18 protein-coding genes are annotated in these 21,497 nt (G+C 66.7%); 9 read left to right on the forward strand and 9 right to left on the reverse strand.

The genetic code is table 11. The features are described 5' to 3' along the window. Positions 1 to 16: 16 nt before the first annotated feature. Together WG208_RS17330 and WG208_RS17335 are read left to right on the forward strand one after the other, a co-directional pair. On the forward strand, positions 17 to 367 hold the full coding sequence (locus WG208_RS17330) for a hypothetical protein (RefSeq protein ID WP_337172641.1): 351 nt from the start codon (positions 17 to 19) through the stop codon (positions 365 to 367). Further along, positions 354 to 791: a S4 domain-containing protein gene (locus WG208_RS17335; RefSeq protein ID WP_337172642.1), complete on the forward strand. Its 438-nt coding sequence runs from the start codon at positions 354 to 356 to the stop codon at positions 789 to 791. Before WG208_RS17330 ends, WG208_RS17335 begins: the two co-directional genes overlap by 14 nt. Positions 792 to 1,154: 363 nt before the next feature. Here WG208_RS17335 and WG208_RS17340 read toward each other — a convergent pair whose 3' ends face one another. Continuing rightward, complete coding sequence (locus WG208_RS17340; RefSeq protein ID WP_337172643.1) at positions 1,155 to 1,424, reverse strand: hypothetical protein; 270 nt, start codon at positions 1,422 to 1,424, stop codon at positions 1,155 to 1,157. Between the two features lie 46 nt (positions 1,425 to 1,470). Further along, entirely contained in the window at positions 1,471 to 1,839 is a 369-nt protein-coding gene (locus WG208_RS17345) for a Rid family hydrolase (RefSeq protein ID WP_337172644.1), read from the reverse strand. 103 nt (positions 1,840 to 1,942) lie between these two features. On the opposite strand from WG208_RS17345, the gene WG208_RS17350 reads away from it, so the two are divergent. Further along, a complete protein-coding gene (locus tag WG208_RS17350; RefSeq protein WP_337172645.1) occupies positions 1,943 to 3,079 on the forward strand; it encodes an alanine racemase in 1,137 nt (378 codons plus the stop codon). A gap of 67 nt (positions 3,080 to 3,146) precedes the next feature. Here WG208_RS17350 and ybaK read toward each other — a convergent pair whose 3' ends face one another. Continuing rightward, positions 3,147 to 3,617, reverse strand: a complete 471-nt coding sequence (ybaK, locus tag WG208_RS17355; protein WP_337172646.1) for a Cys-tRNA(Pro) deacylase — start codon at positions 3,615 to 3,617, stop codon at positions 3,147 to 3,149. Between the two features lie 99 nt (positions 3,618 to 3,716). Here ybaK and WG208_RS17360 point away from each other — a divergent pair, with 99 nt between their 5' ends. Together WG208_RS17360 and WG208_RS17365 are read left to right on the forward strand one after the other, a co-directional pair. Then, on the forward strand, positions 3,717 to 5,060 hold the full coding sequence (locus WG208_RS17360; RefSeq protein WP_337172647.1) for a DNA polymerase IV: 1,344 nt from the start codon (positions 3,717 to 3,719) through the stop codon (positions 5,058 to 5,060). A gap of 112 nt (positions 5,061 to 5,172) precedes the next feature. Next, positions 5,173 to 5,403, forward strand: a complete 231-nt coding sequence (locus WG208_RS17365) for a hypothetical protein (RefSeq protein WP_337172648.1) — start codon at positions 5,173 to 5,175, stop codon at positions 5,401 to 5,403. A gap of 388 nt (positions 5,404 to 5,791) precedes the next feature. Here the strand turns inward: WG208_RS17365 and WG208_RS17370 are convergent, their stop codons facing one another. Further along, complete coding sequence (locus WG208_RS17370) at positions 5,792 to 7,414, reverse strand: ATP-binding protein (RefSeq protein ID WP_337172649.1); 1,623 nt, start codon at positions 7,412 to 7,414, stop codon at positions 5,792 to 5,794. A 117-nt stretch (positions 7,415 to 7,531) separates the two neighbouring features. Between WG208_RS17370 and WG208_RS17375 the strand changes: the two genes are divergently transcribed. Continuing rightward, positions 7,532 to 9,427 (forward strand): heavy metal translocating P-type ATPase, encoded by a 1,896-nt coding sequence (locus tag WG208_RS17375; protein WP_337172650.1) that lies wholly within the window; start codon positions 7,532 to 7,534, stop codon positions 9,425 to 9,427. A gap of 271 nt (positions 9,428 to 9,698) precedes the next feature. Here the strand turns inward: WG208_RS17375 and WG208_RS17380 are convergent, their stop codons facing one another. Then, the gene (locus WG208_RS17380; RefSeq protein WP_337172651.1) at positions 9,699 to 10,778 is read right to left on the reverse strand and encodes a GGDEF domain-containing protein; all 1,080 of its coding nucleotides are present in this window, start codon (positions 10,776 to 10,778) and stop codon (positions 9,699 to 9,701) included. A 283-nt stretch (positions 10,779 to 11,061) separates the two neighbouring features. Beyond that, complete coding sequence (locus WG208_RS17385) at positions 11,062 to 12,852, reverse strand: acyl-CoA dehydrogenase C-terminal domain-containing protein (protein ID WP_337172652.1); 1,791 nt, start codon at positions 12,850 to 12,852, stop codon at positions 11,062 to 11,064. 253 nt (positions 12,853 to 13,105) lie between these two features. Here WG208_RS17385 and sppA point away from each other — a divergent pair, with 253 nt between their 5' ends. Continuing rightward, a complete protein-coding gene (sppA, locus tag WG208_RS17390) occupies positions 13,106 to 15,013 on the forward strand; it encodes a signal peptide peptidase SppA (protein WP_337172653.1) in 1,908 nt (635 codons plus the stop codon). A 92-nt stretch (positions 15,014 to 15,105) separates the two neighbouring features. After that, positions 15,106 to 16,089 carry a hypothetical protein gene (locus tag WG208_RS17395; protein ID WP_337172654.1) on the forward strand — a complete coding sequence of 328 codons (984 nt, stop codon included), beginning with the start codon at positions 15,106 to 15,108 and terminating at the stop codon, positions 16,087 to 16,089. Between the two features lie 37 nt (positions 16,090 to 16,126). Here WG208_RS17395 and WG208_RS17400 read toward each other — a convergent pair whose 3' ends face one another. Continuing rightward, the gene (locus tag WG208_RS17400) at positions 16,127 to 18,307 is read right to left on the reverse strand and encodes a TonB-dependent receptor (RefSeq protein WP_337172655.1); all 2,181 of its coding nucleotides are present in this window, start codon (positions 18,305 to 18,307) and stop codon (positions 16,127 to 16,129) included. A gap of 138 nt (positions 18,308 to 18,445) precedes the next feature. Continuing rightward, complete coding sequence (locus WG208_RS17405) at positions 18,446 to 19,204, reverse strand: hypothetical protein (protein WP_337172656.1); 759 nt, start codon at positions 19,202 to 19,204, stop codon at positions 18,446 to 18,448. Positions 19,205 to 19,332: 128 nt separating this feature from the next. On the opposite strand from WG208_RS17405, the gene WG208_RS17410 reads away from it, so the two are divergent. Further along, positions 19,333 to 20,835 (forward strand): MBL fold metallo-hydrolase, encoded by a 1,503-nt coding sequence (locus WG208_RS17410; RefSeq protein WP_337172657.1) that lies wholly within the window; start codon positions 19,333 to 19,335, stop codon positions 20,833 to 20,835. 3 nt (positions 20,836 to 20,838) lie between these two features. Here WG208_RS17410 and WG208_RS17415 read toward each other — a convergent pair whose 3' ends face one another. Next, entirely contained in the window at positions 20,839 to 21,357 is a 519-nt protein-coding gene (locus tag WG208_RS17415; protein ID WP_337172658.1) for a hypothetical protein, read from the reverse strand. Between the last annotated feature and the right edge of the window lie 140 nt (positions 21,358 to 21,497).

Consider the following 21,497-nt stretch of genomic DNA (forward strand, 5'->3'; position numbering starts at 1 on the left):
CAATAGATTCACGGGTATGACCCTGACCGCCCGGGATTATCTCATCAACCGATTCACCGAAGACGCGCGCGCACTCCACGAACGCGTCTCGACCATGCGGCGCGGAACGAAAGTCCCGGGCCCTGATGCCGCCACATCGGAACGCATGGCCGATGCCTGCGAAGACGTCATCGATCTCCTCGAGGAAATCGGAACCGACGGCGAGGAGGAGCCAGACACGGCGACGCTGGCCGCCGCGCTCGTCCCGCAGTTGGAGGCGCGCATGAAGCAGCATCAGGCGCAGGCCGCCGTTCGCTCGGTATACGCCGGCGCCATCGCGCGGCTGCGGGAAGTGGAAGAGGCGGAGCGTCGCGATGAGTCGCGGTAAGAGTCAACCACAGCCGAACGACGACGACAACGACGGCCTGCCACCGGGACGTGTGCGTCTCGACAAATGGCTCTGGGCGGCGCGGTTCTTCAAAACGCGCGCCCTCGCCGCCGAGGCCGTCGATGGCGGCAAAGTCGACGTGAACGGTGAGCGTGCCAAGCGCGCCAAGCCGGTGCAGGTGAACGATGAAGTGCGACTGCGTCAGGGCCCCGTCGAATGGTGCCTCATCGTGCGTGACGTGGCCGAACGTCGCGGATCCGCCGAGATTGCCCGCCAGTTGTACGAAGAAACCGAGGAGGGTCGCATCCGGCGGGAACGGGTGGCCGAACAACTGCGTTCCATGCCCACGGCCTTCGCCTACGGAGACGGAAAGCCCGGCAAACGGGACCGCCGCGCGCTGCGTCGACTCAAGGGTGAGGATTGACCGACCACAGTGGCGCCGAAGTGCAAGAACGCGGGCCATTCGGCCTGCACCGGACAAATCCTGCAGGTATCCGGCTGTTCATCCTGCCGGTATCGCGCCCGAAGGGCGCCCCTCAATGCCAGCGGACTCCTCAGATGCGTGTGGGCCCGTGGCGGGAGTGGCGCGAGATTGCTGGCGCGAGGCGGTGGGATCTGGGCCGGCGGCGAGTGTTTGGGGGCGCCCCTGCGGGGCGCGATACCGGCGGGATGAACAGCCGGATACCAGCAGGATGAGTCCTCAGTGGCGACGGGAACTCCGCGCCATGACAGATCGGGGAAACCTATGTGGAGCCATTTGCAGATGGCCATGTAGCGCGCAGTGCACTCAACCGACCACCCCACGCAACTGCGTCAGGATCTCGTCCGCCGCAACATCAGCCGAGATCACCAGCAACTGCGGGTCAGGTGATGTGCTACCCGCGAGAACCGCGCCGATCTGCACACGGGTGTGCGGGTCACAGATCACCGCGCGCGCACGACCGTCGGCCAACGCCTTGGCCAGTTCCGCTGGCCGCGACGCGAGCCGCACCGTCAACCCGGCCGCGCGCAGTGTGCGGTCCAATGCCAGCCGCTGCGCGCGGTCGGTGAGATACACCACCGTCACCGGATCACCGGGACCTCCCTCACCCTGACGCACCGGATCAGCGCACCACCGCGATGGCCGAGATCTCGACCAGGATGCCACGCAACGAGGCGCCCACCACGGCGCGCGTGGGAAACGGCGCCGAGAACACCGTGCGGTAGATCTGATCGAACGTGCCCCAGTCGTTTTCGTCGGCGAGATACACGGTGACACTCACGATATCGGCCAGCGTGGCGCCACCCGTCCGCACCACCCGTTCGAGATTGGCCAGCGTGAGACGCGTCTGCTCTTCGAAGGTCGTGCCCACGATCTGGCCCGTGGCCGGGTCGCGCGGCGTCTGTCCGGACACGAACAGCAACGACGTCCCATTTGCGGTGCGCACGCCCGGCGAGTAGGCTCCCGCAGGCGGTGGGACATCGGGAAGCATGACCGACGTCCAGGCACGGCTGGTCTGTTCGGTCGAAGCGGAGGACGCAGATGACTGGGGGGACGATTCAGCGGACATCTCTTGAGTGGCAGGAGGAAGCACGGTGGCAACGTATCTCGAACAGCTCGAGACCCCGGTTCCGGTCGTCGATCTCGACCGGCTTGCACACAATCTGGACCGGATGGCCGCCTACGTCACCCTGCACGGACTGAAACTCCGTCCGCATGTGAAGACGCACAAATCGCCGCGCATTGCCGCGGAACAGCTGCGACTGGGTGCCGTGGGTCTCTCCTGCGCCACGCTGCGCGAAGCCGAAGTCATGGCGGAGGTATGTGACGATCTGCTCATCGCCTACCCGCCCGTGGGCGCCGCGCGCCTCGAACGGCTGGCCCGTCTGCCCCGGGACGTGCGCGTATCGGTGGCCGCCGACGACATCCAGTCGCTCGATGCCCTCTCCGTGGCGGCGCGGCTCGGGCAACGCACGTTCGACGTGCGCGTGGAAGTGGACCTCGGCATGCACCGCGTGGGCGTCACCACACCCGAGAAGGCGGTCGCCATCGCGCGGCATATCGATCGGACATCGGGGCTCGAATTTGCCGGCCTGCAGTTCTACCCCGGCCATATCCGCTCTCCCGTGGGTGAACAGGATGCGCTGCTGCGCAAAGTCGGCGCCGATCTCGGTGTTTTCATCGACGCCCTCACCGAAGCGGGACTGCCGCCGGCCGTCGTGAGTGGTGGCTCCACGCCGGCGGCGTGGCGCATGCACGAGATTCCCGGCGTGACCGAAGTGCGTCCCGGAACCTACGTCTACAACGACCGCACCACCGCCAGCATCGGCGCCTGCGACTGGGACGACTGTGCGCTCACGGTGCTCGCCACGGTGGTCAGTGTCGCGGTGAAGGGGCAGGCCGTGATCGATGCCGGCACCAAGACGCTGGGGCGCGAACCGCTGCGCGCCGACGGCGACGGATTCGCGATGGTGCAGGATCACCCCGAGGTGTTCGTGACGCGGATGTCGGAAGAACACGGCATCCTCGATCTCTCGAACACCTCCTGGCGTCCGCGACTCGGCGATCAGGTGCGTCTGATCCCCAACCACGTCTGCATCGTGGTGCATCTGTTCGACGAGATCATCGGTGTGCGCGGCCATGCCGTGGAAACACGCTGGCCCGTGGCCGCGCGCGGACGGGAGTCCAATCAGGACTTCGACATCGCCCCGAGCAAACCGCGAGCGGTGTGAGCAGAGCGTATCCGACGGGATGATCGTCTCCCCGCGTGAGCGAGGGAGCGCGATGCCGGAGACGAAGTCAGTCCCGTCCGATCGGTGCCAGTCGCCCCTTCGTGAGTGTGAGCAGGTCCGCCGGGGCCAACGCGATCTCGAGTCCGCGACGTCCGGCGCTCACGTGAATGCGATCGAAGCCGCTGGCGCTGGCATCGAGCACGATGGGCAGCGCCTTCTTCTGCGCCAGCGGACTGATGCCGCCCACGATGTATCCCGTGGCGCGCTCGGCGGCCGCCTGGTCGGCCATCTTCGCCTTGCGTCCACCCACCGCATCGGCCATGGCCTTGAGATCCAGCATGCCCTGCACCGGCACCACGGCGCAGCAGAGCCCCACACCCTCGACATCGACCACCAATGTCTTGAAGACCGTCCGTGGATCGAGTCCCAACACTTCGGCCGCCTCCTTGCCGTACGACTCGGCGGACGGATCGTGTGTGTAACTCAGCACCTCGTGTGGTATCCTGGCCTTGCGGGCAAGCAGAATGGCTGGTGTCACCGATATTCCCGGACCGGGTGATTCCCGTGGTTTTCATGTCTGGCTTCACACCTGATCTCAGGTCGAAGCCGATTGCAGCATAGCGGCTAGATTTGGGGTGTGTCCACATCCGCGACCATGCCTCCGTCCGGTGATACCGGTGGTGATGCGCCCCATCACCCACCCACACCGCCGCGCCGCATCCTGCTCATCGACGCGGATGCGTTTTTTGTCGCGGTCGCCCGACAGGAAGATCCGGAAGGCGCCGGTAAGGCCACGCTGCTGATCGTGGGCGGCAGGCCCGGTTCCCGCGGTGTGGTGTGCTCTGCGTCGTACGAATGCCGCGCCTATGGCGTGCGATCGGCCATGCCCATCTCCCGGGCACTCAAGCTCTGTCCGCAGGCCACATGCGTACCAGTGCCCCGCCATGTGTGTGGACAGCGCAGCCGGGAGATTCAGGCCGTGCTCGCGCAGTTTGCCCCCGTCATTCAGCCATCGAGCATCGACGAGTGGTATTGCGACCTCGGCGGGACGGAGGCGCTATACGGTCACGAGCCACTCGAGATGACCGCACATCGCATGCGCGAGGCGGTGTTCGCGGCCACGGGACTTCGGGTGTCCATTGGTGGTGGCAGCTCGCGCCTGGTGGCGAAGATGGCCGTCGAGATGGCGAAGCCCAAGCCGGGAACGGGTGCGACCGGTGTGTGTTGTGTGCCCCCCGGCAGTGAGGAGGAGTTCCTGCGGGGCTTCCGTCTTGGCGACCTGCCCATGGTGGGGCCGCGTTTCGCCGCACGGCTCGAGCGCATGGGACTGGAGACGGTGGAGCAGGCGCAGCGGTGGCCGGAGGAGGCCCTCGTCCACCGGTTGGGTGAACGGGCGGGCCGTTGGCTGGCCCGACGGATCAGGGGGCGCGACGAGAGCGTCGTGGTGCCGCGCGATCGGCAGAAGCAGGTGAGTCGGGAGACGACGTTCGGCCGCAACCTGCACGACGATGACGTGGTGGAACGTGAACTGCTGCGCCTGGCCGTGCGGGTGAGCACCGACCTGCGCCGACAGGCACTGCGGGCCCGCACGGTCACCGTGAAGTTGCGGGACGCCGATTTCCGTACACGTTCGGCGCAACGCACCCTGAGCACCTATATCGAGTCGGAGCGTTCGGTGGTGCGTGCCGCGCAACCGCTGCTCCGGCAGATGCGGGCGTCCCGCCGGGCCCCGGTCCGGCTGCTGGGCATCGCGCTGTCGCACTTCGAAGACGAGGGAGACCCACTGCCGGCGGTGCAGTTGGGCCTCTTTTCCGGGGCTGGCGATCCGGCCAGGGCGCCCGAGGACCCCCGGGAGACGCCGCGCGACCGGGCGCTGGTGCAGGCGCTCGACCGGATCCGCGGACGGTTCGGGGCCGACGCGATCGTCCCGGCCCGCCTGGTCGACTCCAGCCGCGACACCGGCCCGAGGGTGGAAGAATGACCGGCGCCCGTATAGTTTCTGCCCTGAACTTCGTGATGTCCCATTCCGGGGCATCCTCCCGCTGTCCACGCGCCGGCACCAGCCGGATCGCGCTATCCGTCAGGGTGTTTTCATGAGTGCCTCGTACGATCCGAACAAGCAGGGTTGGGGTGCAGCCGTCGTCACGTGCGTGTTCACGGGTGCGCTGCTCTTCGGAGCCTGGACGATCCACAAGAACACCTATCGGCACCCGCGCGACCCGATGGCCACGCAGGTGTATCACGAACGCGATGCGGGCGGGCATGGTGCGGGTGCAGCCGCCGAGCACGGCGCGGCCGAACAGCCGGCTGCCGCGAAGCACTGAGCGCGTTCGCGTCCGCACGATGAAAAGGCCGTGTCCTTCGGGGCGCGGCCTTTCTTTATTGAGGGTGCCGCAGGGAATGGGGGGGCGCCCTTCGGGCGCGATACCAGCAGGATGAACAGCCGGATACCTGCAGGATTCGTCCGGTGCGGGCGGTGAGGATGTCGTGGGAATGGCCCGGGCACGGCCACCAAATCCACCCCAAAAAATGAAGTGAAAATCGAATCTTGTTTATTGGTGTGCCCGATCTGTCTTGACGCGACATGCCGGCCGCAACGGAGGACTCATCCTGCAGGTATCCAGCAGTTCATCCTGCTGGTATCGCGTCCCGCAGGGGCGCCCCCAAACACTCTCCGCCCGCCCCGATCCCCGCGCCCCGATCCCGGCGCCCTCACGCCACCGGAATCGTGAACCAGAACTCGCTGCCTTTACCGACCTGACTGACGACACCGATCTCGCCGTCGTGGGCCTCCACGATGCCCTTGGAGATGAACAGGCCGAGCCCCGAGCCCGCACGCAGCAGACGCGGCGCCTGCCAATAGCGTTCGAACAGCCGTGGCACATCCTCCTCGGCCACGCCGGGTCCCGTGTCGCGCACCGCGATACGCAGGGTGTCCTCCTCGCGCTGCGTCGAAAGGATCACCTGTCCTCCCTGCGGCGTGAACCGTGCGGCATTCCCCAGCAGGTTCGACAACACCTGCAGAATGCGATGACGATCGGCCAGCAGCACCAGACCCTCGTCGTCGAATTCCCGGATGAATTGCAGACCCGCATCCTGCATTGCGGGCTCGAACACATCGGCCGCCTCCTTCAGGATCTCGCCGGCCGGTACGGCCCGCCGCTCCACGCGCAGACGACCGGCCGAGATCCGTGAGACATCCTGCAGATCCTGGATGAGACCATCCACCTGCCGGGCGGCACCGCGGATCGCCTCCACCTCCTCACGTCCCATCAACGCCGGCTCGACACCCTCCGTCGATACCTCGCGGGACAGCACCGCCCCCGTGAGCATCACGATGGCATTCACCGGATTGCGCAGGTCGTGCGACACGATGGCCAGCATCTCGTCGCGTTCCCGCACGGCGCGACGCGATTCCTGATAGAGCCGGGCATTTTCGAGTGCGAGCGCGGCCAGTCCCGCGAATTGATCGGCCACATGCACTTCCTCCTTCGCATGCGACGCCCCGGGGCGCGTGCGCACCAGATGCAATGCGCCGATCGCCCGTCCGCCGGCACGCAGCGGCACCAGCAGCACCGCACTGGCTCCGAGAGATTCGGCGCGGGCCCGTGAATGCGTGTCGGGAAAATTCGCGTCCAGCCAGGCGGAGATGTCGGTGATGCGCTGCGCCTCCGATTCGTGCGCCACGCGCAGCGCACTCGTGAGCGGCAGATCGGGGCTCGACTGATCGGGCGCCCGGATCACCAGCGCCGCCGTGTCGTCGTGCCGATGCGGGTCCATATGCGTGGCCGCCGCGCGCCGGATGCAGCCATCAGGCGTCAACAGCTCCAGCAGACTCCATTCCCCCAGCAGCGGCACGGGCAGCTCCGCGATCGTGGCCAGCGTGGAATCCACGTCGAGTGACGCCGCGAGCACCCAGCCCGCCGTGGCCAGCAGCTTCTGGCGCTCCTCGCTCCGGCGTCGCTCGCTGACATCGCGCAGCATTACCATGAACGTGCGTTCCCCGTCGATGGTCACCCGGGCGATCGACGCTTCCGCAGGAAATTGCTCGCCATTCTTGCGCATGCCCGCGATCTCACGGCGATCGGCCATGATGCGCGCATCCACGTGCCCCTCGGCGAAGGTACGCATGTGACCGCGATGCACCGCGCGCGCCGCCATCGGCAGCATGCGGTCGAGCGGTTGCCCCAGCATTTCCGCCTCGGACCACCCGAAGATGTGCTCTGCACCGCGATTGAATCGCACGATGCGGAAATTGTCATCCAGCGCGATGATGGCGTCGGATGCGATATTCACGACAGCGGCGAGCGCGGCGTGGGAGTGCGTGTCAGCCATGATCGACAATAGCGAAGGGGACTTCAACATGGCCAGACAGGTGCCGCCAGCGCATATCGCCCCAGTTCAAACCGGATGATCAGCTCCATTTTGCGCAGAGTGTCTCCCCTCCCGCTAGTGACACTCGCATTTCTCGTGGCGGGAGCACTCACCCCTCTCGTCACACCGGCCGGGTCCTGGCGTCAGCAGGTCTGGTTGACCGGTCTGCTGGTGACCGGTGCGCCGGTGGCGTGGAGAACACTGCGCGGGATGTTGCGTGGCAATTTTGCCGCCGACGTGGTGGCCATGCTGGCCATCGTGGGAGCCGTGTTGTTGCAGGAGCCGCTCGCGGGACTCGTGGTCGTCCTCATGCAGACCGGCGGGGAGGCGCTCGACGCCTATGCGGTGGCCCGTGCGTCTGACGCCGTGGAGGCGCTGGAAGCCGACGCTCCGCGCATGGCACATCGTGTGGAAGGCGAACGGATCACCGACATCGCCGCCGAGGACATCGCACCGGATGACATGCTGCTGATCCGTCCCGGCGAACTCGTTCCCGCCGACGGTGTCGTGATCGATGGACATTCTCATGTGGACACCTCGCGGCTGACCGGTGAACCGATGCCCAGACGGGTATCGATGGGTGCGACGCTGCAATCGGGCAGCATCAATCAGGAAGGGGCGCTGCGATTGCGTGCGGTCCGGCGTGCACAGGAAAGTCAGTATGCGCGCATCGTCGATCTGGTACGGCGCGCGCAGGCCTCCAAGAGTCCACTGCAACGCACGGCCGATCGATGGGCCATCTGGTTCACCCCATTGACGTTGGTGCTGTGCGGCCTGGCCTGGCTGATGGCGCATGACTGGACGCGCGTGCTGGCGGTGCTGGTGGTGGCGACCCCCTGCCCGCTCATTCTGGCCGCGCCCGTGGCCATCATCGGCGGCATCAATCGCGCGGCCCGCCGTGGCATCATCGTCCGCACCGGCCAGGCTCTCGAAGGGCTGGCACGCGTGAACACGGTGGTGTTCGACAAAACGGGCACGCTCACCACGGGTATGCCGCACGTCGCGACCATGGCGGTTGCTCCGCTCACCGACGCCACACAGGCGCTGGCCCGTATCGCCGCCATCGAGCAGGGCTCCGGTCATCTGCTGGCCCGCGTACTGGTGAATGAAGCCGAAGCACGCGGTGTGCCGGTACTCGCCGCCACGGCGCTCACCGAAACCCCCGGTCGTGGAGTGGAGGGTGACGTGGCAGGTGTCACCGTGGCCGTGGGATCCGCCAGCTACGTGCGGGATCGTTTTGCCCATCGTCCCGACGTGCAGTCCGCAATGCAGACACTGGACGATGGATCGGAAAGTCTGCGCGCCTGGGCGCTCATGAGCGACGGCGTCGCGGCCCGCTTCGATTTTGCCGAAACGCTGCGGCCGGATCTGTCATCGATGTTCCGCAAGCTGGCGGATCTCGGTCTGGGCGCGCCGCACCTGCTGAGTGGCGACAATACCGCCAACGTGCAGCGCATTGCCCACGCCACCGGCATCACGAGTTGCGCCGGCGATCTCTCAGCCGAGGACAAGGCACATCGTGTTGCCGCCCTGGAAGCGTCAGGCCAACGTGTGCTGATGGTGGGCGATGGCACCAACGATGCCCCCGCGTTGTCCGCGGCCACGGTGGGTGTGGCCCTCGCCGGTCACGGCGGTGGTGTGGTGGCCGAAGCCGCGGATGTGGTCTTGCTGGTGGACGATCCGCAGTGCATTCCGGAGGCGGTGCACATCGGCCGGCGTTCGCTGGCCATAGCGCGTCAATCGATCGCCGTGGGACTCGGCCTCTCGTTGATCGGTATGGGCTTCGCCGCAGCCGGACAGCTCTCACCGGTTGCCGGTGCGGTCACGCAGGAAATCATCGATGTGGCGGTGATTCTCAACGCGCTGCGGGCGGCGGGACCGGGGCGCGGGGATCGGGGCAGGCGGCGAGTGTTTGGGGGCGCCCCTGCGGGGCGCGATACCAGCAGGATGAACAGCCGGATACCAGCAGGATGAGTCCTCCGTTGCGGCCGGCACGTCGCGTCGTGACAGATCGGGAACATCAATAGACAAGATTCGATTTTTACTTGATTTTTTTGGTGGATTTGGTGGCCGGGCCCGAACCATTCCCACGACCTCCTCACCGCCCGCACCAGACAAATCCTGCAGGTATCCGGCTGTTCATCCTGCTGGTATCGCGCCCGAAGGGCGCCCCACAAATCCCGGCGGCCCCCTCAAATCCCGGCGGCAAAAAGAAAGCCGCGCCCCGGAGGACACGGCCTCACCATCATGCCGACTTGAGCAGCAGCGTCTCTGCCACACACACTCGGTCCCGGCCATTCTGCTTGGCCTTGTAGAGTGCCTTGTCCGCGCGCGCCAGCCACTCGTCGACTTCTTCGTGCATGTCGAGTTGCGCGACGCCCACCGACGCACCGATGGAGAACTCCATTGCCGGATGCGGTGCGGGCATAGCCGCCACCTGCTCCTGCAGACGACGCGCCAGTGTCTGGGCCATCTTCCAGTCGGTGTTGTGCAGGATCGCCGCGAACTCGTCGCCACCAAAACGGCACAGCACGTCCGACTGCCGGAGGAACACCCGCCCCAGCGCGTTGGCGAGCGTCTGGATGGCCATGTCGCCGGCCTGATGCCCGTACATGTCGTTGACGAGCTTCAGCTTGTCCAGATCGATCATGAGCAGCACCACGGGCTGACGGCCCAGCGAGAACATCTGCACGGCCCGCGGCGCCATCATGTCGAACAGCTTGCGGTTGCCGAGTCCCGTGAGCGGATCCGTCGTGCTCTCCCGGCGCGCTTCCTCGAGCTGACGGCCAAGCCGGTCGAGACGCGTGGCCAGCGACACATACTGCTCCTGCTGCTGCTCACGACGCGTCTGCAGCGCCGATTCGATGGCCAGCACGGCGCCGAGCACTTCCTGCTTGATCGAACCCGTCTGCATGCGCTTGAGCGCATTCTTGGCGCGCTCCATCTGCTCGTCGGTCGCATGGTCGGCGGTGTGGTCCACCTTCACCGCATTGTGCACCGTTTCGACGCAGGCCCAGAGCGCTTCGCGCAGTTCATTGATGGACGCATCCACATACCGATGCTCGTCGCGGCGCTGTTCGGTGACGGCGCGGACCACACCGTCCCAGTCGCGATCCTGGATGCCCACGGATCCCTGGCCACTGCCCTCCTGCAGCGCGTAGCCGAGCGTGGCATGCCGATGCCACAAACCAATCTGCCGTGCGCTTTCCTCGCCGGGACGGTCCGGCAGGTCTATGGGATAGCGCGAGAGCGCCGTCAGGACGCCACCCAGGGCATCGAGGACGAGGCCCAGATGACCTTCCGGCGACATGGATGATTGCGCCACGACGATCTCCGCCGCGCTTCCGGCGGAACCGGGAGCAGCTTTCAGCACAGTGGTGCCGATCGCGCTGTTCGAACTTCCTCGTTCGGACGCAGGGCGGGGCTCGGCCAGGAGCTTCTTGAAGAACATGAGCAGGGAGTTGGGTTGCCTTAGAGATCGGCAGCACCTGCTCACAGGTTGAGTGCTCAGCTATCTATTTGCCCGCATCGCTCTGCGAACGTCACGCGGCTGGCACTTCCGTCACACTCCCGGCCCCCGCATCAGCCCTTCGACCTATCCGCTCCGATCAGAAGTCGGTCGCGTCCATGGCCATGATCGGCCCCGACCCCGACTGGATGGCCGCCAGCAACGTCGCGGTCTCGGGCAACAGGCGCATGAAGTAGAAACGCGCCGTCTTCTGCTTGGCTTCCAGGAACCGGCGGTCTCCGGTGCCCGCGGCCAGCTTCTCGTCCGCGACCGTGGCGATGCGCAGCCACTGCCAACCCACCGCCACGTATCCCATCAGATGCAGATACTCGGTGGCCGCCGCCCCCACTTCATCCGGGTTGGCAAACCCGCGCTCGGCCAGCAGCATCGTGGCCTTCTGCAGTTGATACAGACTCGCGCCCAGGGCCTTCGCATGATCCTCGAGCCCATCCACCGCCGCGGCCGCATCGATCTCGCGCTTGACGATCTCGAAGAACCGCCGCACCAGGCGCCCTCCCTCCATCGGCAACTTGCGCCCCACCAGGTCGAGCGCCTGCACGGCATTGGTGCCCTCGTAGATCTGCGCGATGCGCGCGTCACGCACGTATTGCTCGACACCGTACTCCCGGATGTATCCGTGACCACCGAGTGTCTGCAGCGCGATGTTCGTGTTGTCGAAACCCTTGTCGGTGAGGAAGGCTTTGATGACCGGCGTCATGAGCGCCACCATGTCCTCGGCCTCCTCTCTCACCGCGGCATCGGCATGCCGGTGTTCGAGATCGATGCGGATGCCCACGGCGTACGCCAGCGAGCGCATCCCTTCGTTGAGCGCCTTGATGCGCAGCAGTCCCTTGCGCACGTCGGGGTGCACGAGAATGGGATCGGCCGGACCAGCCGGGTTCGTGGGGCCCGTGAGCGCGCGTCCCTGCAGACGCTCCTTGGCATAGGCCAGTGCGTTCTGGTACGCGACTTCGGACAGTCCCAGCCCCTGCAGGCCCACGGCCAGACGCGCGCCATTCATCATGACGAACATCGCCCGCATGCCCTTGTGCGGCTCACCCACCATCCAGCCCGTGGCGTTGTCGAAATCGAGCACACAGGTGGCCGATGCCTTGATCCCCATCTTGTGCTCGACACTGCCACACGTCACGCCATTGCGCGCCCCGAGGCCCCCATCGGCGGTGGGGATGAACTTGGGCACCAGGAAGAGCGAGATGCCCTTGGTGCCACCCGGAGCATCGGGCAGTTTGGCCAGCACCAGATGCACGATGTTCTCGGTGAGATCGTGCTCACCCGCCGAAATGAAAATCTTCTGACCGGTGATGCGATACGTACCATCCTCGGCAGGAACCGCTTTGGTGGTGATGATGCCCAGATCGGTGCCCGCCTGCGCCTCGGTGAGACACATGGTGCCGCCCCACGAGCCGTCGATGAGTCTGGGCAGGAAGCGCTGCTTGAGTTCTTCCGACCCATGGCTCATGAGCGCGCTGACCGCTCCATGGGAGAGGCCGGGATACATGCTGAAGGAGAGATTGGCCGAACAGAGCATCTCCTCCATCACGAAACGCACCATTTCCGGCAGCCCCTGCCCGCCGTAGTTGGCGTCGGCCGACACGGCAGTCCAGCCATCGGCGGCATACCGGGTGTAGGCCTCCCTGAAGCCCGACGGTGTGCGTACGGCGCCGTGCTCGAAGTGCACGCCTTCGGCGTCCCCGCTCTGATTGATCGGAAAGAGCACGTCCTCGCAGAACGTGGCACCGCCGGCCAGCACCTCGTCGATCATCTCCGGCGTGGCGTCCTCGTATCCCGGCAACTGCGCGAGCTGGCCGATATCGTGGACGTCGTGCAGCAGAAAACGGATCTCGTCGAGTGGAGCCTTGTATGCGGGCATGAGCGATCATCCTCGTGGCGGGGTGACATTGCACTGACTCTCTGGAAGCTGCCCGTCTCCGCCGCTTCCGGCAAGGGGAAATTGCGACGGAATCGTCATGTTTTTGCCGGCCGGATGGAGCACGACGGGCGTCCTCCGGGCCCTGACCGGCCCCCGGCTGCACCTCGGCTGCACCTCGGGGGCGGTTCCGGGTAGAATCCTCCAGCGGATCGGGGGGCACTGCCCGGTCTCTTCTCTCTGAGTGGAGCAGGACATGAAGCAGTTCTTCACGGCGCTCGCCGCCAATCTCGTGACGATCGCCGTGTGTGTGGTCGCCCTCATCCTCCTCGTGCTGGGCGTGGCCGCATCGGCCGGCTCGCGGGGAGCGGTGGAGGTGCGTCCGGGGTCGATTCTCGTGGTCGATCTCGATCAGCCGCTCGCCGATCAGGCATCGCGCACCGATCCGCCGGGACTGTTCGACGAGGCGCTTTCCGCCGGTGTGACCGCGCTGCCGCTGCGATCGGCCACGCTGGCCATTCGCGCCGCCGCCGACGACGACCGCATCAGCGGCATCCTGTTGCGCGGCACCGTGGCGAGTGATGGAGTGCGTTCGGGCTACGCCGCGCTGCGCGAACTCCGTGGCGCGCTGCAGGACTTCAAGGCTTCGAAAAAGCCGGTGCACGCCTACCTCGTCACGCCGGACGTCTCCACGTACTACGTGGCCTCCGCAGCCGATTCCATCACGCTTGATCCGTTCGGCTCTCTGCTGTTTCCGGGCATGGCCTCCGAACAGGTGTTTCTCTCGGGGCTGTTCGAGAAATACGGCATCGGCGTGCAGGTCAGCCGGGTGGGCCGTTTCAAGGCCGCGGTGGAGCCGCTCACGCGACGTGACATGAGTCCGGAGAACCGGCTGCAAGTGGCGGGCTATCTGGGGGATCTCTGGAGCGAAGTGAAACGCGGGGTGGCGGACAGCCGCTCCGTGGACACGCTCACGCTGCAGCAGCAGGCCGATGCGCAGGGCATCATCCTACCCCCCGATGCGCAGGCTGCCCGTCTGGTGGACCGGGTGGGCTATTTCGATACGGTGCTCGACGATCTGCAGCGCATCGCGAACGAAGCCAATACGGCCTCGGGCAACGCGGTCAGTTCGCGGGACAGTGCCCGCACCGCCGAACTCGCGACGCTGCTGGACCGTCCCGCATTGCCGCAGATCGCGCTTGCCCAATACGCCCCGCTCGCCGTCACCAAGGCGCGACTGCTCGGCGCCAGCCAGGTGGTGGCCGTGGTGTATGCCCAGGGTGACATCGTGGACGGCGAAGGCACCGAAGGACAGATCGGGGGCGACGCGCTGGCGCGTGAACTGCGGCGCTTGCGCACCGATGCCCGGGTGAAAGCCGTCGTCCTGCGCGTGAACAGCCCCGGTGGCAGCGTGATCGCGTCGGAACGCATTCAACGTGAACTCACGCTCATCAACGCGAAGAAGCCCGTGGTCGTGTCGATGGGATCGCTGGCGGCGAGCGGGGGTTACTGGATCAGCACGGCCTCGCGTCAGATCTTCGCGCAACCCAACACCATCACCGGTTCCATCGGCGTGTTCGCCATCGTGCCGAACGTGAAGGGCCTCGCCAACAGCCACGGCGTGACCTTCGACACGGTGAAGACCGGCCGCTACGCCGATGTGTTCACGATCACGCGGCCGCGCACCGACGCCGAGCTGGCGGTGATCCAGCGTGGCACCGATGTCGTGTACGATGCCTTCATCGATCGGGTCGCCGAGGCCCGCGGACTGTCCACCGACTCCGTGCGCGCGATCGCGGAAGGCCGGGTGTGGTCGGGCGCACGGGCGCTGCGACTGGGGCTCGTCGACTCCCTCGGTGGACTGGACGATGCGTTGCGCACGGCGGCCCGTCTCGCGGCCATCACCGGTGACTATGATGTGCGGGAGTATCCGCGCGTGAAATCCGCCACCGAGCGCATCACCGAACTGCTCGAGGGCGGACCGACGCCGGTGGCCGCACGCGCCTCGGCCCCCCGCACATCCGAGGCCGTGACCAGGGTCACCGGTCAGAGCGCCGCGGGCGCACTGGCCCGCGATGTGGTGCGTGAGTTGTCGTTACTGTCGTCGTACAACGATCCGCGCGGACTCTACGCGCGACTGCCGTTCATCCTCCGTATCCGGTGACTCGCACCTTGCATTTTCAGCGACTTCAGAAGCCTCGGCAATTTCAGCCACGAATTGGACGTGTCGTCCGTGGAATCGGTGCGGCATGTTGTGTGATCGGCCTGGGCGCCGGTGCGTCGCTTGCCGCACAACCGGCCGCGCCTTCGAAACCCGCAACGAAATCGACCGCGAAACCCGCCGCGCAGCCGCAGAACGAGCACGCCTATTCCACCGCCGGTTCGTCGGCCGCGGCACGCGCGCTGGCGGGCAAGCCGGCGCCGGTGTGGCCCGTGCCCGGTCCTACACCGCTGCCGGGCAGTGTGCTGCCAGCCAAGCGCATCGTCGCGTACTACGGCAATCCGTTCTCCAAACGCATGGGCGTGCTGGGCGAGTATCCCAAGGAGGAGATGCTGGCCCGTCTCGATCGGGAAGTCGCCGCCTGGACACGCGCCGATCCCTCCACACCGGTGCAGCCTGCGTTGCATCTCATCACGACCGTGGCGCAGGGGGATTCGGGCAAGGACGGCCGGTATCGCATGCGGCACGGCGATGCACTCACGGAGCGGGTGTACGGATGGGCCAAAGAGAAGAACGCCCTGCTCTTCCTGGATGTGCAGGTGGGGTTGAGCACCATCCAGCAGGAGTTCCCGCGTCTCGAGCCATTTCTCTCGCGGCCCGATGTGCACTTCGGCATGGACCCCGAGTTCTCCATGAAGGACGGCACGCGGCCCGGCAAGAAGATCGGCACGTACGACGCCGCCGATGTGAACTGGGTGATCGATCAGCTCGCGCGCATCGTCACGGAGCACAAACTGCCGCCGAAGATCCTCGTGGTGCATCGCTTCACGCGCCCGATGCTCACCAACGCGGATAGAATCAAACGCGATCCGCGCGTGCAGGTCGTGATTCACATGGACGGCTGGGGTCCGCCAAGCCTCAAGCGCGACTCGTACGCGGCCTATGTGTATGCCGAACCGGTGCAGTTCACGGGATTCAAGCTGTTCTACAAGAACGACACGCGGTACGGCGGCCCGATGATGACGCCGGCGCAGTTGTTGGCGCTGACACCGAAGCCGCTCTACATCCAGTACCAGTGATCGGATTGCCGGTGGGTGCGGGGCGAACGTCGCCCCGTCACTCCCACCGCACCTGCATCGTCACCGTCACGCGCCTCGGCAAGCCCGGTTCGAAATAGCGGTTCCGCGTCGCATTCACGACCAGTGAACCCGCGTAATGCCGATCGAAGAGATTGTCGACGCCGAGTGTGGGTGACAGACGCAGACGCGTGAGGCCGCCGCGGGCGGAAGTCGGTACGTCGTAGCCCGCCCGCAGATTCCACACGGCATAACCCGACGCGTACACGGTGGCGGCGTCGGTGGCGCTGGCCCGCGATGCCGCGGTGAGTTCGATGACGCTCCACAGCCCCGCCATCCGCGCGGTCGCGAACGATTGCCAGTAGTGCTCCGGCACACCGGGGATGGGCTTGCCCGCGTATGACACCGTTCCCACATCGTACCGGTCGAAACGGAAGCGCGACCACGTGTAGGCGCCCCCCACGTCGAACCGGCTGCCGGCGAATCGCACACTGGTTTCGGCGCCCCGACGCGATGTGCGTCCGGCATTGCGATACGCGCGACGGCCGACCTGATTGGGCACGTCGAAGGGCACCAGTTCGTCGCGCACCGTGGCCTGGAACACCGCCGCCTCGAGACGCACACGCCCCGCGAACACGCCTTGTGTGCCCAGCTCCACCGTGCGCGTCCGCTGTGGATCGAGCGTGACGTTCAGACCGGCGGCACCATCCTCCTGATTGGTGAGTTCGGTGACCGTGGGCGTCTCGAACGCCGACGACAGATTGGCATAGAGACTCCACAGCGGCCGCGCGCGCCAGGTCAGTCCGACCATGGGACTGGCTGCCCGCAGCGTGCGTTCGCCCGAATCGTCGGCGTTGGTGGCCGTGATGAATCGATCGTGCACGCGGAACCGCACCACATCCGCGCGCAGGGCCGCGCTCACGAACAGACCGTGCGGCGCTTCCATTTCGGCGCGCGCATAACTGCCCACACTGCCGGCCCGCTCCTGCTGATCCAGTCGCACCGCTCCCCGCTCCACACGCGCGGGGCATCGCGCGGAGAGCGGTGCGGTGGGCGCGAGATCGACACAGTTCTCGTAGTTGTAACGATCGTCCACCTGTCGCTGGGCGTCGATCCCCACGCCCATGCGCAGCGGCCACGGCGTGGCCTCCGTGCGCCAGTTGCCGTGCAGACTGCCACCCAGCACGGCGCGATCCACCGCCACGATGGCAAACGGCAGCGGATTGTCGAGCGTGCGGGTGCCAGCGAAGAGTGCACCACGCACGCCGCCGTTCCGACCGTCATCACCGAAGGGCCGATCGGCGATGAATGCCACCTGTGTCTGCCGGGCGGCCTTGCGGGACTGCTTCGTGATGTTGAGCGAATCGGGAAGCCGCGGATCGTGTGCAAGCTCCGCCGCGGTCAGGGCGCCGGTGTTTTCGGCCCGCGGCGCCTCGTAGCGGGTGCCCTGCACTTCGAGCGTGGTCCCTTTGACGGTGGCCAGTCCACGTACGAACGCACTGGTGGCATCGAGACGTGACCAGGCTCGTGGTCCATTGCCGGACGTGCGGGTGAACGCCCCGAGCCACTGGGGGTCGCGCCAGGCGCCCTCGTGATCGTCCACGCGTCCCGACAGCGTCACATTCGCGCGCCGCAGTCCGCCGCCATCCCAGAAACGGGCGTCCATGCCGAATGGCGCACGCGCCGGCGCGCGCGAGCGCATGTCGATGACACCACCGGCCGCATTGCCATAGAGCGCCGCGGCGGTTCCGCGCACGATGTCCACCCGATCGATGGTCTCGAGGTCGAGCCAGTCCACCGGCGTCTGTCCATCGGGCAACGACAGTGGCACGCCATCCCGCAGCACCCGCACGCCACGCACCCCGAAGGCCGAGCGCGCGCCGAATCCGCGGACGGCAATGCGGGGATCCTGGGAGGGATTGGCACGGTCCTGCACCTGCACGCCCGGTACCCCCAGCAGCAGATCACCCACGCCCGTGCGACGCTGTGCCGGACGCGCACTCAGCGGTGCCGACGTCAGCGCAAAAGGCAGTTCGAACGGCGAACGCGCATCGTCCCGGGTCACCGACACCCGCACCGACTGCAGACTCTGCACCCGCGCGGAATCCTCGCGTACGACGGTATCGCGCTGCTGGGCGAACAGATCCCGCGGCAGGCCGGCCAGCAGGACGCCAGCCAACGCCAAGGACCAGGCGGCCGCGACACACCGGGATCGACGCATGGACCGATGCATGGACCGATGCATGGATCGACGCGGCGCGCGAGTGATCGAAGGGGAGGAAATGGAGGGCACGCTGCGATCTACCGCACCGTACCACGATGCGGAACCCTGCTCCCGCCGGTGAGGCGTTACCGTCGCCTACGGTCCACGATCGACGCAGGCCGCCCGGCGATCGCTGGCGCTGTCGTCGAACAGCTCGCCCGTGCGCGAGCAGATCACCCCGGTGCTGCTGTCCCGCACCGAGAGAAACCAGTGATAGGATGTCGCATTCGAGGCGACCACCACCTGACGCGGTCCGAGCTTCATGCCACGATCTTCCAGCTCATTCCAGGTGGCATAGCGCTGATTGAGCGTGCGGAACGTGGACTGCTGCTGGTGTACGGTCGCGAGCGTCGCCGTGATGGCCGACTTGCTGCGCTCCACCGTCATGCCACCACGCACACGCACGGAACCGATGCCCAGGGTCAGCAACACGAAGGCCACGATGAGACTGGTGACCAGAATGTTGTCCTGCCGTTCGCGGGCGGCGCCGGCAACACCAGGACGGGCATTGGCAGCCCGGGCATCACGCGCGCCACGCGATGTCGGACGTGGAGGTGCGCTTGCCGTTGCCGCAGTGGTTGCCGCGGACGTTGCCGCACCGCCCGCGCTCCGGAACGACGCGGAAGGCATGCTGAATGCGCTTGCGCCCGGAATGAGCGGACTGGGGCGCGCCGCCGCCGCACGCGCGGACGTCGTCATGTTCGCCGTCGCCAATGACCGACCGGCGCCCGTCTTCGGGGCTGGCTCGGAGCGCGAAGCCTCGCGCGGGTCGGGTGTCGCTCCCAATGGGCGCTGCGCCGCGACGAATTTCGTCGCGGCCAGCGTGGAGGGGCGACGCTTGGGCGTGGAAGACATGCGTACATGCTAGGAGCATCGGCAGGCAATGGGCATAGCCAGCATGGCACGCCTGTCACCCAGCGGGAAAAGGTGCGAACTTTCTCCGGATGAGCCGTTCGACACCTCTCCTTGCATAGACGCTTCGCATGTTCTTTCGTCAGTTCTATGACACGGCGCTCGCCCAGGCGAGCTACCTGATCGGCTGTCAGGCGACGGGTGAAGCCATCGTGGTCGACCCGTTGCGGGACATCGCGGCCTATCTCGATGTGGCGCAGTCCGAGGGGCTGCGCATCACGCACATCACCGAAACGCACATTCACGCCGACTTCGTGTCGGGTGCCCGCGAACTGCATGCGGCCACCGGCGCGCAGCTCTTTCTGTCCGCCGAAGGCGGTCACGACTGGCAGTACGGCTACGCCGCCGCCGATGGCGCCACGTTGCTCCGCGATGGCGCCGGGATCATGGTGGGCAACATCCGTCTGGACGTGATGCACACGCCCGGACACACGCCCGAACATCTGTCGTTCATCGTCACCGACACGCCGCGGGCCGCGGGCGCGATGGGCATTCTCACGGGCGATTTCGTGTTCGTGGGTGATGTCGGCCGGCCGGATCTGCTGGAGCGCGCCGCGAAGGTGGCCAACACGATGGAAGCGGGCGCCCGCACCCTCTTCCGTTCCCTGGCGCGTTTTCGCGCCCTTCCCGACCATCTGCAGGTCTGGCCCGGTCACGGGGCCGGTTCTGCGTGCGGCAAGGCCCTCGGCGCCGTGCCCTCCAGCACGGTGGGCTACGAGAAGCTCGCGAACTGGGGTGTCGCCGCAACGGACGAAGAGACGTTCGTGGAACAGGTGCTCGCCGGACAGCCCGAACCGCCACGCTATTTCGCGGACATGAAACGCATCAACCGCGATGGCCCGGCGCTGCTGACCACCCGGATGCCGTTCACGGTGCTCCAGGTGGACGAGGTGCTCGATCGGCTTGCCGACCGCACCGATACCTGGGTCATCGACATGCGACCCGCCGCCGCGTTTGCCGCCGCGCATGTCCCGGGCACCCTCTCCGTGCCACGCAATCGTTCGTTCAGCACCTGGGTGGGATCACTCATTCCCATCGACCGCGAGATCATCCTGCTGTCGGGCATGGAGCAGTCCACCGAGCCGTCCGCCTCATCCACGGCACCGGTGGATGTTCCCGACGATCTCCTGCAGGCGATGCACGATCTGACGGCCATCGGATACGATCGCCTGCGCGGATGGAGCCGAGCCACCGACGTCCTCGCCACCTGGCAGCAGCGGGGCCAGGCGCCGGCGCACATTCCGCAGATCACGGCCGCGCAGTTCGCCGCCGCGCGACTCGCCGCACAGCCGGAGCCCATCATCGACGTGCGCGGACTGTCGGAGTGGGATGCCGGTCATATTCCCGACGCGCGGCACATCCCCCTGGGCAACCTGCCCGAGGCGATGGCCGATCTGCCGGCGGGCCCGTTCGTCGTACAGTGCCAGTCGGGAACCCGTTCGGCGATCGCCACCAGCCTGCTGCACCGCGCCGGTCGTACCGACGCGGTGAATCTCACGGGCGGGTATCAGGCGTGGCGCAGCGCGGGATTCGCCCCGGCCGCATTACCCACCCCCGACGCGGTCAGTCGATAGCCGTCAGTCGATAGCCAACTGACGGGTGAGCAGCGTGCCGGCCGCGGCGCGCTGCTCGGCTGTTCCCACCCGCAGCAGGTCCACGGTGGCGAGCATCTCGTGCATGCGGCCGTCCCGCTGCACCACACGTGTCATGCCGCTGAACAGCGGCGTCAACGACTCCGCGCGGCTCGGCCCGCCTTCCATCGGCCACACGAGCTGTGGACCGGCGTTCTCTCCCAGAGCAGCCACGAGGGCGGGGTGTGCCCCCGCGGTCGGCAGTCCCGCGCGCTCCGGCCCGTGCACCGGCGGAAAAGCGTACCGCAGCCCGTGCACGAGAAACTCATGCAGGGCCGCCTTGTTGACCGTGCGCGACCCGCTGCCACAGATCCCCGCATGCTGGAGACGCGCCACCGCGCGATGCACCGCGCTGGTACTGGTGGCCAGTGCGTTCGCCAGCGGCTCGTAGCGGTCTTCGGGGATGAGAATCAGACGCAGGGCAACGGCGACGTCGAAGGGACGCAGCGAGGGCTGGGAGGGCACAGACAGTTCGGGCTGGGTGGAACCGCGAGTCAGAGACGGGTGAGTTGAGGGGGAGTCTAGTCTTTCGTCCCTTTTTCACACGGTCCGAAGACCGAGTCATCCGTCCCTCACTGCACACGACTCACAACATATAATAACCT

Source organism: Gemmatimonas aurantiaca, from assembly GCF_037190085.1.
Taxonomy (GTDB): Bacteria; Gemmatimonadota; Gemmatimonadetes; order Gemmatimonadales; family Gemmatimonadaceae; genus Gemmatimonas; species Gemmatimonas aurantiaca_A.

Coding starts and splice junctions, on each gene's coding strand:
- WG208_RS17410 (WP_337172657.1), top strand. CDS start 19,333: ATGTTCTTTCGTCAGTTCTATGACACGGCGCTCGCCCAGGCGAGCTAC.
- WG208_RS17330 (WP_337172641.1), top strand. CDS start 17: ATGACCCTGACCGCCCGGGATTATCTCATCAACCGATTCACCGAAGAC.
- WG208_RS17335 (WP_337172642.1), top strand. CDS start 354: ATGAGTCGCGGTAAGAGTCAACCACAGCCGAACGACGACGACAACGAC.
- WG208_RS17345 (WP_337172644.1), bottom strand. CDS start 1,839: ATGCTTCCCGATGTCCCACCGCCTGCGGGAGCCTACTCGCCGGGCGTG.
- WG208_RS17405 (WP_337172656.1), bottom strand. CDS start 19,204: ATGTCTTCCACGCCCAAGCGTCGCCCCTCCACGCTGGCCGCGACGAAA.
- WG208_RS17385 (WP_337172652.1), bottom strand. CDS start 12,852: ATGCCCGCATACAAGGCTCCACTCGACGAGATCCGTTTTCTGCTGCAC.
- WG208_RS17370 (WP_337172649.1), bottom strand. CDS start 7,414: ATGGCTGACACGCACTCCCACGCCGCGCTCGCCGCTGTCGTGAATATC.
- WG208_RS17400 (WP_337172655.1), bottom strand. CDS start 18,307: ATGCGTCGATCCCGGTGTGTCGCGGCCGCCTGGTCCTTGGCGTTGGCT.
- sppA (WP_337172653.1), top strand. CDS start 13,106: ATGAAGCAGTTCTTCACGGCGCTCGCCGCCAATCTCGTGACGATCGCC.
- WG208_RS17365 (WP_337172648.1), top strand. CDS start 5,173: ATGAGTGCCTCGTACGATCCGAACAAGCAGGGTTGGGGTGCAGCCGTC.